Source organism: Amycolatopsis tolypomycina (genome assembly GCF_900105945.1).
Lineage (GTDB): Bacteria > Actinomycetota > Actinomycetes > Mycobacteriales > Pseudonocardiaceae > Amycolatopsis > Amycolatopsis tolypomycina.
Window position 1 is genome coordinate 5380798 of record NZ_FNSO01000004.1, and the last position, 15115, is coordinate 5395912.

The 15115-nt window shown below is 65.7% G+C and carries 13 protein-coding genes; all 13 read right to left on the reverse strand.

Annotated elements, in window-relative coordinates; translation table 11 throughout:
* Positions 1 to 12 precede the first annotated feature (12 nt).
* A complete protein-coding gene (locus BLW76_RS34165; RefSeq protein ID WP_167384824.1) occupies positions 13 to 1350 on the reverse strand; it encodes a glycosyltransferase family 2 protein in 1338 nt (445 codons plus the stop codon).
* A 32-nt stretch (positions 1351 to 1382) separates the two neighbouring features.
* Complete coding sequence (locus tag BLW76_RS34170; RefSeq protein WP_091315306.1) at positions 1383 to 2459, reverse strand: LLM class flavin-dependent oxidoreductase; 1077 nt, start codon at positions 2457 to 2459, stop codon at positions 1383 to 1385.
* Positions 2460 to 2522: 63 nt separating this feature from the next.
* Entirely contained in the window at positions 2523 to 3737 is a 1215-nt protein-coding gene (locus BLW76_RS34175; RefSeq protein ID WP_167384825.1) for a glycosyltransferase family 4 protein, read from the reverse strand.
* A 107-nt stretch (positions 3738 to 3844) separates the two neighbouring features.
* Positions 3845 to 4666, reverse strand: coding sequence for a hypothetical protein (locus BLW76_RS48930; RefSeq protein WP_167384826.1), 822 nt, complete (start codon positions 4664 to 4666; stop codon positions 3845 to 3847).
* A 43-nt stretch (positions 4667 to 4709) separates the two neighbouring features.
* Positions 4710 to 5465: an SDR family oxidoreductase gene (locus BLW76_RS34180; protein ID WP_091315312.1), complete on the reverse strand. Its 756-nt coding sequence runs from the start codon at positions 5463 to 5465 to the stop codon at positions 4710 to 4712.
* Positions 5462 to 6361: a TauD/TfdA family dioxygenase gene (locus BLW76_RS34185; RefSeq protein WP_244170703.1), complete on the reverse strand. Its 900-nt coding sequence runs from the start codon at positions 6359 to 6361 to the stop codon at positions 5462 to 5464. The genes BLW76_RS34180 and BLW76_RS34185 overlap by 4 nt, the downstream gene beginning before the upstream one ends.
* Before the next feature lie 28 nt (positions 6362 to 6389).
* A complete protein-coding gene (thyX, locus tag BLW76_RS34190; protein ID WP_208613448.1) occupies positions 6390 to 7178 on the reverse strand; it encodes an FAD-dependent thymidylate synthase in 789 nt (262 codons plus the stop codon).
* Between the two features lie 191 nt (positions 7179 to 7369).
* A complete protein-coding gene (locus tag BLW76_RS34195) occupies positions 7370 to 8572 on the reverse strand; it encodes an MFS transporter (protein ID WP_091315319.1) in 1203 nt (400 codons plus the stop codon).
* 81 nt (positions 8573 to 8653) lie between these two features.
* Positions 8654 to 9655 carry an isopenicillin N synthase family dioxygenase gene (locus BLW76_RS34200; protein WP_091315322.1) on the reverse strand — a complete coding sequence of 334 codons (1002 nt, stop codon included), beginning with the start codon at positions 9653 to 9655 and terminating at the stop codon, positions 8654 to 8656.
* 35 nt (positions 9656 to 9690) lie between these two features.
* Positions 9691 to 10689, reverse strand: coding sequence for a ParB/RepB/Spo0J family partition protein (locus BLW76_RS34205; RefSeq protein ID WP_091315325.1), 999 nt, complete (start codon positions 10687 to 10689; stop codon positions 9691 to 9693).
* A 79-nt stretch (positions 10690 to 10768) separates the two neighbouring features.
* Positions 10769 to 11410 carry a ribonuclease FAU-1 family protein gene (locus tag BLW76_RS34210; protein ID WP_091315328.1) on the reverse strand — a complete coding sequence of 214 codons (642 nt, stop codon included), beginning with the start codon at positions 11408 to 11410 and terminating at the stop codon, positions 10769 to 10771.
* Complete coding sequence (locus BLW76_RS34215; RefSeq protein WP_091315331.1) at positions 11407 to 12597, reverse strand: MFS transporter; 1191 nt, start codon at positions 12595 to 12597, stop codon at positions 11407 to 11409. Before BLW76_RS34215 ends, BLW76_RS34210 begins: the two co-directional genes overlap by 4 nt.
* Positions 12594 to 14960, reverse strand: coding sequence for a TIM-barrel domain-containing protein (locus BLW76_RS34220; protein WP_091315334.1), 2367 nt, complete (start codon positions 14958 to 14960; stop codon positions 12594 to 12596). The genes BLW76_RS34215 and BLW76_RS34220 overlap by 4 nt, the downstream gene beginning before the upstream one ends.
* Positions 14961 to 15115 lie beyond the last annotated feature (155 nt).

Consider the following 15115-nt stretch of genomic DNA (forward strand, 5'->3'; position numbering starts at 1 on the left):
AACAACGCCAAATCACCGGGACCAGACCCGGACCGCCGCCGCATCCGCACAGCGGAACACGTCGAAATCCAGGCCGAAATCACTGAGAGCATTTGCAAGAAAATCAGCATCTTGCACGAAGCGCGGCCCGGAACCACTGTCACGGTCGATGCCGGCCAGGTCCTTGTCATACGACAAAGATGAAACGAATATCGCCGACTCGGAAACCCGCATAGCCTCGGCCAGCATCTCGGAAACATGATGCCAAGGCAAGGCACGCCAGACATCGACGTTCACGACATTGCACAGGGAGCCGTCCCCGGCGAGGAATTGAGTTCCACAGAAACTCGACACCGACCGGTCACGCCAGTCGGCCAGCGAAGATCGGCAGGCGGCTGGTATCCCATGCCACCCCGACATCGTGCCCACACCGAGGAGTAACGAGTTTCCCGCTTCCACTCCCGCCCAACGTTCCACCTCCGGCATCTCCCGGCCGACGACGGCTCTTTTCGCAAAGACTTCAGCCAGCCGTTCGGCCATGATGATCCTCACACATTCGAGGTCGGGAGAAGCTGTCCGGTGCCCCTCCCAGTGAAACGACTTGTAGTGACGGAGCAGCGTTACCTGATTGGTCACCAATTCACTCAGGTTGGCACCGAAATCACGCAGATGCGGGATATGTGCCGATCCAGCCTGCGGGGACCAGCGAATCGACTCCCCCGATGCCAGTTGTTCCCTGACACGAAATCCGAACTCCAGGTCCTCCAAACCCCACCCTGTCAGGTCTTCGTTGAACCCGCCCGAAGCAATAACTGTACTCCTTCGAATGGCGACGTTATGCGTATAGAAAAAGAAGTAGCAGATGCGATCGAAGTTCTCCCGAATAACCCTCTGCTCGATGGCAGGAATCCGGAGGTCCTGCTGCGCACAGTCATGCAAGGCGGCAAAAGAGGTGAGAGACGCGCCCGGAGGCAAGGGCTGGGTATGCAGCGTCCCCGGTCGATGCTCCCGCCGCGCCCCGAGGCTTGCCACGACACCTTCGTCGGCCAGCACAGATAAGTGCCGGCGCACCAAGTCGCCGTCCGGCAGGGTATCCCCGTCCAGGAGGAGAACATTCGACTCGACCACCTCGGCCAGCCCCCGGTTACGCGCGGCCGCACGAGAGATCGCCTTGTCGATCCTGATGCAGCCGATCTCCAGCTTCGACCCGAACGACTCGACCACGGGCAACAATGGTTCCGAACTGCCGTTATCGACAACGATCACACGAAATCGACTCAGCGGAATGTCCTGCCGGCACAATGCCGAGAGAACCATCTCGAGATAGCGCCGCCGGTTGCGCTCTAGGACCACGATAGCGATCTCAGCCACGAACATCCTTCTCATCACCGATTTATTCGGCCTCACACGTCCAGTTCCGTCACCTTGCGCCGGACTTCCGCGATAACGGTGCGGCCCAACTCCTCGAAAGTGGCCAGATAACTCCACAGGATGAACTTCCGGGCGCCGATCTTGTAATATTCGACCAGCGCGTCGGACACCGCGTCCAGGCTGCCCACCAACGCCGGATGGGAGTACGGTGATCCCGTCGCTTTCGCGATCCCCAGGTACAGCGCGTTGTCGAAACGTTCGCGCGCGGACGACAATTCCAGAATACGCTGTGATCCGACGTTCTCCGGAGATGTTCCAGCCCTGGCTTTGACATGCTCATCCTGCTCGGCGTCGGCCCGGATTCGCATCGCTTTCTCCCAGGCTTCTTCGTCAGTGTCACCCAGGACGAGCTGCACGTCGATACCGAGCTGCACCGACCTCCCCTGCCTTCCCGCAACCTCGGAAACCCGGGCGAAATGCCGCGCTGCCTCAGCCAGAGGCTCGGCCCACATGAAATACAGATCGGCATGAGTTCCGGCCAGCTCGACCGCCGCGTCGGACGAACCACCGGAAGAAATCATCGGGTACGGCTTTTGAACCGGCCTGATATCACTGAACGCGTCGTGGACCCGGTAGAATTCACCCGTAAAGTCGAACGGCTTCTCTTCAGACAATTCTTTTTTGAAGACCTTCAGGTATTCCATTCCGCGGCGATACCGATCGTCCTTCTGCAAAAAATCGCCATCCCGCTCCTGCCCGATATTGGAAGACCCATTGACGACGTGCAGGCAGGCCCGGCCACCGGAGTACTGGTCCAACGTCGCCAGTTTCCGCGCCGCCACCGTCGGCGCGACGAAGCCAGGGCGGTGAGCGACCAGAACTTTCAATCGCTCCGTTGCCCGCAACGCCTCCATGGCGACCAACCAGGCATCCGGCGAACTGGACTCATAAACCGTCAACCCGTAGTCGAACCCGGCCTCCTCGAGAATCTTCGCCGACCTGCCCGTCCGATCGGGATCAAATTGGCGGACAGCACGCACACCGGGCTCGTAGAGCCGCTCATCGACGATCTTTCCGGACTCGACAACACCAACGAATTCAACCGGCATCTCATCACAACCTTTTCCCAGTGGAGGATCACCGTGCCGGAGACTCCCGCAGCCGGAACGGGCTCAGTCCCATTCCAGATCGACCAGCAGTTCGGCGAAGTTGCGCCCAAAATCACGTTCTCGCATTACCCGCAGGTAAGCCCGCGAACGCATTTCGGCGTTATCTGCCGAAGACATGGTCAAGGCCCTGGTGATTTCTTCCGCCATCGATCCCACATCCGACGGTGTGAACAACAAGCCGTTCTCGCCGTGCGTGATCTGCTGGGCGTACCCGTCACAGTCCGAAGCGACAACGACCGGTCCGCCCCTTTTCGCCCACAAGGCCACTTCCTGGGGCAGCGTTCCGATCGGTTCACCCCGGGACGGACACGCAACCACCTTGCACGACTCCGTCGAGGCCAACGCCCGCAGCAACAGACGATCGTGGTGAGGAACCAGGACGTAGGGGTAGTCGACATCGGCGAGCATGCGTTCGATGTTGATCAGGTTCGGGTCTCCCGCTCGGTAGGGCACCGCGATCGCGACGAGCCGAAAGGGCACCGTTATGCTTCGTGCCGCCTCGACCAGCAGGTCGAGTCCCTTCACCGGGTCCGTCCGGCCGGCGAAGAGCACGATGGGCAGATCACCGGGTAACGCATGATCTCGAAGCTCTTCTTCAGCCTGACCCTCGTCCAGTTCCGCAAAATCGGGACTCGTCAGTGACAGCGATTGGCGAAAGCGGAGCCCACGCTTTCGCAGGCCATAACTGTCCCGCAGGTGAGCAGTGAAGAACTCGTCGACGTCGGCCAGATCGACTCTCGAATCGGAATTCGCACGGTCGATGCAACACTGCTCCGACTCGATACGTTTCCGGAGCTCGTCGACTCCGTCCACCGGCGCCATGCCCTTGATGCGCCCGGAACTGTACAGCGCATGCACGACGCGCACCTGCCCCCAGCCCGCGCGCCCGACCTTCGCGTCCAGGTACTCCGTGAGCAGGGTGAAGATCGCGTCGACCGCGATCACGACGATCTGGTCGTAACGCGGCAAAACGTCCGCGATGCGCGTCGCGAGGCTGTCGCAGAGTTCGCGCCAAGTCGCGTTGCGCCACAGGATTCCGGCCCCGAACGTCAATGGCCAGCCGACCACCCCGCCTTGCCTGCACAGTTCTTCGCTCACCTCGAGGAGCTCGTGATCGACCTGGTAGCCGATCACTCCGGGGCGCGGTTCCGGGTAGGCGAGAAACAGGTCTTCGACATGCTTGTGCACCTGGGTCGAGTCGGCGGCGACGTATCTCATGAAAGACTGTGTCTGCGTCCCGATCCCGTGGTAGTTCGTGCAAACTCCGTCAAAGGTCGCGTAGATCAAGGCACGACGCATCTGGCTTCCCCGCTTCCGTTTGGGCTTCAGACGATGAGGTAGGGGCGATACCGGGCAGCGGCCGGAGGCGACTGGTGAATCCAGACACCGGACGCCGGACGGTCGCCGATCAACTTCTCCATTGATTCGCCCATCGAGTGCCCCGCCGAGCCGTAGCGCACCTGGGCGCGATCGGCGTCCGCGCATCGCCGCAGGTCGAAGAAGGCACTTTCCTGGAATATCGCCCACCTGCTCGCGATCAGCGAACCATCGGCGATCCCATAGGTGGTCATCGGCGAGATACTGCTCTTGACCGCGGCAGCCACGGATGGATCGAACGCGACCGAAAAGATGCATTCCCGCTCCGCGGCCCCGTCAGCCGGGTGCATACACCGCAACTGCCAGGTGCCGACCTCGGGATTGTTCATCGACGGCACGGAAGCCTGCATGGAAGTATGAAACTTCGGTTCGCCGAACAGCCGCTTGCCTGCCGAGATCGCCAGTTCGTTGTCGCAGGCCACCTGCAGCGGAAAAGTGCCGAAAAGCTTCGTCTGCTCCGCTCCTCTTGCGTAATCGGCGAAAGCGACGCGCGGCACCTCGCGCCTCTTCACCGCCGGGATCGCCAGAACACCGAGATCGATCTCGGTGACGACCACGGAGGCATCCGAGAACATCGCCAGATAGGATTGGTAGCCCACGGTCACGCACGCCTGTCCGTCAAATTCGGCCGGCACGAGCGCGTCACCGGGCAGCTCTGCTTCAACCTGCGCGACGTCGGCCGCGTAGGCGATGGTCATAGCGGTGATGGATCCGTAGAAGAACGGGCTGGCAAAACCCTCCGGAATTTCCGGGAGGACGTTGGTAGACACCTGGAGACTCCCTACTTTCGCGAAACGCGGCTCTCCGCAGTGGTCAAAAGCCTTTGGTCGGCCTGATGACAATTTCGTCCACCGACACGTGCCGTGGCCTGTCGACCGCGTATACGATCGCCTCGGCGACGTCGATTGCGGAGAGAATGTCTCCATCGGGCGGTGGTGGAAACCGCGCCATGGTTTCCGGCCGCATCGAGTTCTTCAGCTCGGTTTCGACCGACCCGGGCACGACGACGGTTACCCGCACATGCCGATCCGTGATCTCCGCGCGCAAGGCATCGCTGAACGCCGCCAGCGCCGATTTCGTCGAACTGTACACGCTGCCGCCCGCGAAAGGGGTCCGGCCGGCTGTCGACCCTATGTTCACGATGTCGGCCACACCACGCTCGGCGCCGGCCGCGGCCTTCAGCAGGTGGGGAAGAGCGGCCTGTGTGACGTGGAAAACCCCAGACAAGTTGACCGCCACCATCCGGTCCCACTCGGCGGTCACGGCGTCTTCGGCCTGGTCAAGGAACATGACACCGGCGTTGTTGACGAGGATATCCAGCCTGCCGTGGCGCGCGACCACGTCGGACACGAGCCGAGCGGCCTGTTCGCGGACGGCGATGTCGGCTTCCACCGCCTCGGCCCGGCCTCCTGCCGCCACGATCTCCCGGCAGATCGTTTCCGTGCGTGCCCGACGGCGCGCCGCGGCCACCACCAGGGCCCCCCTCTTCGCCAACGCTCCGGCTGTCGCCGCACCGATTCCACTACTCGCCCCCGTGACCAGAGCCACGGTCCCGGCCGCCGGCGTCACCTCGCACCTCCCGGTTCCGGTCGTTTCGTGAACAGCCCTCGAAGGATCTCCCGTGGGCTGCCGGGAGTGTTCTCGTACGATTTCCGGCCGTGACTTATCCGGTCGTTGGCGAAAATGACTGCCTGCCCCGGCTCGAGCACTGTCTCCCAGTAGCACTCCGATTCCTGCAGCCTGAGATCGAGCAAGAACCTGATCCCGCGCAGAAGGTCGGTACCCGTGGCGTCGTCGCTTACGTGCCAGGTGTCCGTGCTCGACAGGGAAAACCGCGTGACCAGTCCCTCGTCGAGGATGGAGAACGCCGGCCCGGAGACACTTGCGTCGATTCCCGGCATGTTCGCGGACCGAACCAGGACGTCCGGCATCAGCAACGCCCGGGCCGCGGCGGGGTCTTCGCCTGCCAGCTTCGCGTAGGCCCCCGCCGAGTTGAAGAAGAAGGTTTCGCCCCCGGATGCCGCCGCACCGAGGCACAGCAGGGCCGAGGTCTTGACCTCGCCGATCCGCTGCAAGGTGCCGTCCGTGTGGGTGTCCTGCTTGTTCGTCGTCTGAAAAGACGGATGTGGGCTCTCCCCGCCTGGCCCCGCCGACACGGACATCCGGCTCAGGCCGACCTGCCCGATGCTGGCACTGCCGGCATACACCGGCGGCACGAAGGGGTCGCCCAAACCGAGCTTCCCGGCCAGCACGAGAAGGGACTTCTCACTGCTGACCCCGGCTGCGGCCTGCACGATCGCCAGCCCGGACCGGTGGTACCTCGACGCGATCTCTTCACATTGCGCACTCGTGAGCAGTTCGAAGGAACTTACCGACACCGGGGGCGTCGTCCCGAGCTCCGAAAATGACGGAACATTCTTCAGGACCGGCCGGCTGCCGGACGTTGCCGTGAGTTCTCCGTTCATGATCGCCACCTATTCAGGGTCGAACGTTTCAAGGCGCCACTCGGCCGTGCAGGTCGAAAGCCAGGTGCGTGATGGGCATGCGCGCCGACCACGCCTGCTCCATCTGCCGGGCAACCCGGTCGATCTCATATTGCGGATACGACGGGAACTTCGCTTCCTCCGATCGTGTGCGAAGGCTCAGGAAATGCATGAGAGCGCGAGCGTTGCACGTGGCGTACAGCGATGTATATATCCCCGACGGCAGGACCGTCCTCGCTATCTCCCTGGACACGCCCGCGCCCAGCATGGCCGTGTACGCCGACCACGCCGTCCGGTAGGCGGGTACCACCTGCCGGCGGACCAGCCGGTGATCCTCACTCGTGCCGGCCAGGTACCGGTACTCGCCCGGCTTGCCCTCCTGACGCAGCGCCCGCTCGGAGTCCGGCAGGTAGAACACGGGGTACAGCTGCCGATATCTCGCGCTCTCTTCGTTGAACGACCACATGCGATGACGCATCAGGTGGCGCACCGTAAAGATCGGCGCCTCGACGTAAAAGGTCAAGAGGTTGTGCTCGAACGGACTTCCGTGCCTGTTCCTGATCATGTAGTTGATCAGGCCGGTGCAGTAGTCCTTTCCTTTTTCTTCCAGCAACGAATCGGACCCGACGGTCGACACGCGAGCCGCCCGGACGACATCCATGTCCGTTGCGGAACAGGTCACCAGATCCACGGAGAAGTCGCTTCTCAAGACGACCTCGGGAGATCCGGCGACATCGCCGACCGCACCGGCGGCCTTTTCGCCATTGAACATGAGATTGTTTGTCTGCCCGTCGACCATTTCGGCACACCTTCGATAGGGAATGCGGGAAAGACAAAGCGCACGGTCGCGGCAAGAGTTCCTGTCCGCGGTCTCTCGTGCTACGAGATCATCGTAGGTGACACGACTGCGTCCGGGCCACCGTTCAACGTTTCCGCAGAGGACGGCACATCGGCTCGGCGGCCGGGTTCGCAGGGGCGGCCGGCGGGGTGCTACGCGGCAGCCGCGTCGAGTTCGCGGCCGGTCACCGCGTGCTGCGGCAGCCGGGACCTGAGGAAGCAGAGGCCCACCATGGCCACCACGGCACCAGCGGCGACGATGAACCAGGGCAGCCACGACGTCGTCGAGAACAGCGCGACCACCAACGGCGCGAGGACCCCGGCCGCCGTCGAGGCGTATTGGTAGGCCGCCAGATAACGGCCTCGGGCAGCTCGGGGCGCGGCGGCTTCGGCGAGGGCGTTGGCTCGCGGCCCCAGCACCAGGCTCGCGGCCCCGATGACCAGGGTGACCGCGAGCAGGTACACGGGCTGCCAGTTGGACGGAACCAGCACCGCGCCAACCGAGAGCACCGCCCAGGCGGCGTAGAGACCGGTTCCGTACACCATGGCTGTCATCCGGGTGAGGCGGCGAGTGGCTCGCAGCGCGAAGGTCCCGCCGATGCTGGTGACAACCGACAGCAGCGCGAGGACGGCCCCGGGCAGCCACGTGGGACCGCGGAGGACTTCGAGAACGTAAACCGGCACGCCGACCAGGAAGAAGTCCACCGGGACGACGAACAGGACACTCACCACGATCAGGGCCAGGTACGGCCGGTCACGCAGCACCTTCCCGTCGGCGACGCCGGCTTCGTGATGGACGTGCGGCACCTTGAGGAACAACGTCAGCAGCACGGCGGCGACGATGAAGCTCACGGCGTCGGAAGCCACCGCGATGCGGTACCCGGCCGGGCCCGCACCGGTCAGGATGCCGCCCACGACCAGGCCGCCCAGCCCGAAACAGGCGCTGCGCACCATCCCCACGACCGCAAACGGGCGGTCCTTGGCTCCCGGACCGGCCACATCGGCGACCAGGCCGAACAGCGAGCTGTAGAACGTCTGCTGACCGGCCGCGAGCAGAACCGCGGCCGCGAACACGAGCGCGCCGCTGTCCGCGGCCAGGTAGGCCGCGGCTCCGGCCGCCTGCAGGAACTGGGCGGTGATGACCAGTGCACGGGGACCGAACCGGTCGGCGAGCCGCCCGACCACCGGCGGTGCCAGGAGTCCTGCCGCCGTGCCGACGGCGATGATCGTTCCGGCGACACCGACCGGCAGGCCGACGACGCGGGTCGCGTACACCAACGCCAATGGGAGGAAAAGCCCCGAACCGAAGTTGTCGATGCCGAGCGAAACCAGCAGGACCGCCTGATTCTTCGTCACGCTACCCCATATCGAGCCGCCGCCGAACCCTTTCGGACAAGCTAGCACGATCGACCGGCGTTGATCACCCAGCCGCTACGGTTATTCCAGGTCAAACGACATGAGCGTCTTTCTCATCAGATACGGACCGGACCGGACGGCCGGGTACCGAGGCGGGTTCGCCCCGTCCGTGCAGGTCGGAATGCATTCGATCAGAGCATCGAAGTTCGGCTGGTGGAAGAACGCGATCGAATAGCGTTCCGTCAACGCTTTGTCGCGAGGCGGGTTGACGACGCGATGCACCGTGCTGACCCACTTGCCGTTCGTCCAGGTCTCCATCAGGTCGCCGATGTTGATCACCAGCCCACCGGCCACCGACGGCACATCCAGCCACTTCTTCCCGCGACCGAGAACCTGCAGTCCGCCGGCGGCTTCGTCCCGGTGCAGAATCGTCAGGCTTCCCCAGTCGCTGTGCTCGCCCTTCCGCGTTTGCCCCGGCACCGGCGGAACCAGCTGGGGTGGATAGTAGTTCGCAACCAGGTTGGACATGTGCTTGTCCGTCTTGTCGTCGAACCAGTGTTCTTCCAGATCGAGCGCGATGGCGAACAGCCGCATGAGGTCGGCGGCCAGCCGCTCCATTTCCGCATAGTAGCCCCGGAAGGCAGCGGAAAATCCCCGGATGTCCGGCCACCGGTTCGGCAGCCCGACCAGCGGCGAAGTCCCCGGAGGCAGTAAGGCCGCCCCCTCGGGCTCTCCGAGCCGGTTGACCGTATAGGTCTGGGACAGATCGGGAAGGACCCCCGCCCGCTTCGTGACCCCGTTCGACGCGGCGAGGCTGCCCGCCCTGCCGTAGCCACGCATCAGCGGGTCCCGCGGATGGCTGAGCAGCTCGTGCTTCACCGCTACCGGCAGCGCGAAGAAGCTGCTGACCCCGGCCATCAGCTCGGCGACAGCAGCGTCCGGCACCCCGTGGCCGGTCACGACGAAGAACCCGCTCGTTTCGCACACGCGCCCGATCCGATGCGCCAGAGCCCTTCTCTGCCCGGCGCTCCCGGAACGGCTCCCGCGCAGATCGATCACCGGCACGAAGCCGTCGTCCACCATGAATCCGCCCTCTCCTCGAACCGCCGTTTCGGGTTTCATCGCTCACGTCCGGCTTCCGGATCAGCACTCTCTTCCCGTTGCCGCTCGAGCCGGCCGGCGAGCTCGTGCCACGCCGCCGCGTTCATCCGGGAAATTCTGGCCAGTACGTCTTCGCAGTGCGGGGGGATGTCGTTCACGAACCTCTTCCAGCCTCGCACATCCGCGGTATGTGCGACCAGCCACCGCAACAACGCACGGCCTCTTTCGCTGAACCTGAGCGACGGGTCTCTCGCGAGCGTCCGCAGAATCGTGAGTTCCCCTGTTTCCGGCGAATTCCCGTTCCCCGCTTCGCCCGCCCGTGGCACGACGTTCCGGTTCGGGCCCCGGTCGGCGCGACGCTGGTTCTCGGGGACCGGGCTCAGGCCGGCACGAACCCGCTCACGCACGTCCCGTGCCGTCGCCACCGCTATTCCGGCGGCTCGGGAGATTGCCCGCAGGGAGGCGTCCGGGTTTTCCGCCATCAGCTGCGCAGCCAGTCTGCGACCCGGCTCCGTGCTGAGCGGCCGGACCCGGCCGTCCCGGCCGACTCTTGCCGCCGTCCCGGAGTTTTCGCCACTCGACTGCGCGCGGATGCTTCGTATCGTCTTGGTCGACAGGCCCGTGGCCGAAGCGATCGTACGGTCCGACAAATAGGGCCGGACGGCGCAGATCCGGGTCGCGGCGGCGGCGCGGTCGGCCAGCGAAAGCGGCAGCCCGTGCGTGATGTTCGCACGAACACCCAGGATGAACGAAGAGTCGTCATCGCCTTCGTAATACTGCACGTCGATACGATCTTCGCGGCGAAGTTCGGCGGCGCGCAGCCGATGCATGCCATCGATGACCCTCGATGTCGACTTCTGCACGAGAATCGGAGGAAAGGCGACACCGGACTCGGCCAGCAACCGAATGTGCTCGTCGTTCTCGCCGTCCAGCCTCGGTGAGTCGGCCCGGACAAGGGAGTCGATCGGAACGCTTTCCACCGGCACTCGCGCGAGATCATCGGTGCCTCCTGTCATGGGCACTACTCCCCCCCCACGCTCGAATCGTGGTCCGGTCATGAATGTTCGACCGAAACCGCGTTCCCGGTTGAACACGTCAGAAGGACCGGGGACGGTCCCAGCCATCGGGCAGCGACTCCGGTGGCTCCCAGCCGGCCGCGGGGCGGAAGTCACACCAGGTTCCGTCGAAGGGGAACCGGCCGTGCCGGACGAGCTCGAGGGCGGCCTCTCCGGCGGCCCGGACCGCGTCCGCGTCCTCGACCCAGTAATGGTCGTAACGCAGGAATTCGGTGAACAGATCCTCGTCCTTCCACTCCCACCGGCGGTCGGGAGTGACGACGATGTCGAGGTCGTGATCCGTGGTGTCGATCCCGGCCAATCCGTCGTCCGACCACCTTTCGGACGGTCGTTCGAGGTTGACGTACCAGTTGCGGAACTCGTGGCCGGCCCCGAAGAACCACCAGACGGAGAAGCCGGTGCCCACGGGGTGGAACATCAGAGCATCACCCCTCCAAGGGCTTTCGTCGAAGGATTTCGGGGTGGTTTCCCACTCGGCGAACGGGACCTCGGAAAAGGCCCGGCCGTCCGCCGCGATCACGTCACGGCTCGGGCTGCCGTCCGGAACCCACAGCGCGAGCCCGCGCTCGTCGTCACTCACGGTCCGGCCCACCCACACCCGGGTCAGCCGGTCGTGCTCGAAATGCCTGCGCAGCACCGTGCTGCCGGTCGGCAAGGTCATCGGGGCATCGACTCCGGTCGCTCGGCGGGGGCCCGGTCCTCGGCTCGATCGCCGTGGGCGAAAGCGCCCACCAGCAGGGGAACCGCCATGACCGCCAGACTGGCCATGGCGACGGGCAGGGACACCCACCGGGTGAGCGTCCCGACGAACACCGGGCTCACGAGAAACGCGGTGTAGGAGACCGCAGAAGCGATCGAGACCAGGTACCCGGTCGAGTCTCGCGTCCCCGCGTGGCTCAGCAGCACGGGCACGACCGGCCCGAACGCCAGCCCGGCGATGGCGAATCCGGCCAGCGACACCGGCACGGACGGGGAAAGCGACCCGGCGACGATCCCGGCGGCGCCTCCGATCGCGGCGATCACGATCAGCCGGCGAAGACGCAGCCCCGGCATTTTGCGGACAGCGACACGGGACGCGGTCATCGCCGCCATGTACACCGCCGGCGCTGTGCTCGCCAGGGCCGGCGCCGCCCCGCGGAGGTCCTCCAGCACCAGGACCGACCACTGCTCCACCGCGTTTTCCACCACCAGCACACATCCGCCCAACGCACCGAGCCCGGCGCCCAGCAACCACAGCGTCCGTCGCCGCGCACCGCCCGCCGCCGGCCGGCCGTCGCCGGCCGTCACCGGACGGCGCCCGGTCCGCAGCAACGGCAGCCCCACCAGGAAGAGCAGGACCGCACAGACCACCAGGACGACGTGCGTTCCGGCGCCGAGCTGCCGGGCGAGACCCGTGATGGGGGCGGCGGCGATGACGGCGACGGGGAACGCGGCGTGCACGATCTGGAAGTGCGGTGCCGACGTTTCCCGCTCGTGCCGGGCGGTCGCCGCGTTGAGGCAGACATCCACCGCACCACTGGTCGCCCCGACCGCGAACAGCGTGCCGGCGAGGGCGGTCAGGCCGGTCACCGAACCCAGCGCCAGGACGGCGACGGCCATCGCGGCCACGCTGCAGAACAACGCCCGGTACTCGCGGCCCACAGCGAGCCTGCCGATCAGGGCCATGGCGGGGATGGCGCCGAGGGGCACCGCGGTGAGGACGACGCCCAGCATGGCGGGCGTGGCGCTGTCCGTTTCGGCCACGGCGGGCAGCAAGGCCGACCACGTACCCCAGAAGGCTCCCCACGCCCCGCTCACGACGACGAGCCGACGGCCGGTCGCCGGACGCACCGCGGTACCGGCGGTCACCGCGCCTCCCGGACCGCGGTCGCGGTCCCGGCCACGGCCGTGACGGAGAACCGTTCGCCGTCGACGACCACGTCCGTGGGCTCGGCCGCGCCCGCCACGAGCGGGAACGCGAGGCGATCGACGCGCACCGGGCCGTCGGAGCGGACGACCACCGTGCCGTCGCGACGCTGGACCTCCACCGTGGTCTCCCCGTGCTCGTCCCGGAGCCGGGTGCTTGCCACGCCGTCTCCCCACTGGACGAAGGCCGGGCCCGTGAGGCCGCCTTCCGCCATCGGGATCACCGACGCCAGCCGTACGAACAACGGGATCTGCGCCAGCGGTTTGGCCACCTCGACGTGCCGCCCGCCGTCGTGCACCGCACCGGTCCAGAAGTCGGCCCACCGGCCGGGCGGCAGGTAGACGTGGCGCGCCGGGTCCACGGCACTGACCACCGGAGCGACCAGCAGGTCGGGCCCGAGCAGGTATTCCAGGTCCGCCGCCCAGGCTGCGGGTTCGCCGAAGGCGGCCATCAACAGCGGCCGCATCATCGGCTGCCCGGATCGTCCCGCCTCCACGGCCGCCGAGTACAGGTAGGGCATGAGGCGGTAGCGGAGTTCGAGCGCCTCCTTGACCGCCTGTTCCGCGACGGGACCGAAATCCCACGGAAGCCTGCTCGACGTTCCGTGGAACCGCGTCAACGGGCTGAGCGCGGCGAACTGCGCCGAACGCACGTACAACTCGGCCGACGGGGTGCCGGTGAACCCGCCGGCGTCGTGCGTCCAGAACGGCACGCCGCTGAGCGCGTAGGACAGGCCACCCCGAAGTGTGCTTGCCATGGAGCTGAACGTGGCGTTGGTGTCCCCGCTCCACTGCCCGCAATGCCGCTGCCCGCCGGTGAAGGACGAGCGCGCCCACACCACCCGGTGGCCGTGGACCTCCTGGGTGACCTCGGCCACGACGTCGTTGAAGATCAGGGAATACACGTTGTGCAGTTCCTTGCCGGACATGCCGTTGGCAGCATGTGCGTCGACCGGGACTCCTTCGCCGAAGTCGGTCTTGAACGAGCTCACGCCCTGACGGAGCAACGCTCGCAGGATGCCCTGGAACCAGCCGACCGCGGCCGGATTGGTGAGGTCGATGATCCCGCAGGCCGGCTGCGCCCCGTGCCACGAGTCGGCGACGAAGGTCGACCCGTCTTCGTGCCGCATCAGGATGCCCAAGGCGTCGGCCTCGCGGAAGACGGGACTCAGGTGGCTGATGTAGGGGTTGATCCACAGGCACACCTGGAAATCCAGCTCGGCCAGCTCTTTGAGCATGGCGTCCGGATCAGGGAAGCGGCCGGTGTCCCACTGGAAGTCCGACCAGTGGTCGTAGCGCTGCCACTGGGTGTCCACGTGGATGACGTCGCAGGGAATGCCTCGCTCCCGTATCCGGCGCGCGACCTGGATCACCTGTTCCTGCGAATCCACCAGGCCACCGGAGTGGGTCTCCTTGGCCGCGTAGCCCGTGGAGATCCAGGTGCCCAGTGCCCACTTCGGCGGGACCTCGGGCCGTCCGGTCAGCGCGTGATACCGGTCGATGATCCGCCCCGGGTCTTCACCGGCGATCAGGTAGTAGTCGAGCTGGTCGTCCGGGACGGTGATCTGCACGCACGAGTGAGTGGAATGACAGAGGTCGAACTCGGTCGCCATTCCGCTGTCCACCAGCACTCCATAACCACGGGTGGAAAGATAGAACGGCACGTTCTTGTACGCTCGTTCGGACTCCGCACTGAACGCGTCGTAGTTCCAGCTGATGATTCGCTGCCCACGCTTGTCGAACTCGGTGAACTTCTCGCCGAGCCCGAAGAAGTGCTCGTCCGGCTGCGCGGAGAAGGTCTCGTGGTAGGCGACGATCTCACCGGCGACGGCAGACCGGCCGAAAGGCAGGATCCGCAGACGTTCGCTGATGTCGGTCTCGACACCGTTCTGCTCGGTCAGCAACCGCCCCGTCGAGTCGAAGAAACGCAGCTGCCATGGGTCGAGCACGATCTCCGCGACCAGTTCGCCCGCCGACAGCCTCAGCCCGCCGTCGAATTCTTCGATCAGGGCCTCGTCACAAGTTCCCGGCCGTACCAGCGTGGCGACCGGCGCCGACCGGCCGCGGGTGTCCTGTCCGGGAGCCAAGCGCACCCGGATGACACCGTCACCGGCCGCCACGACCTCGGCGAACAAGGTCCCGCCGGTCGAAGCCGAAACCGTCAGCTCGAATCCGTCCCGGCGGCGCCGCAGCACCTTCGCCGCGATTACCTGGCACAACCCGTTTTCGCCGACCGCCCGGAGCGGCAGATCGACCGGATCCGCGACGTGAATCACCGGCGGCACCAGTGGTTGCTGGTACGGCATACAGTCACCTTCGCTTCCCGGAAAGGTCCCGAACACGCCGGTTCGGAAGCTGGATGCCGATGAAGACTGGCACAAGCTGTGATCGAGCGTCCACCCGTTCCGGCTCTTCGATTACCCGTTCTGTCGATTCGAATCGAATCGCAATCGAACGCATC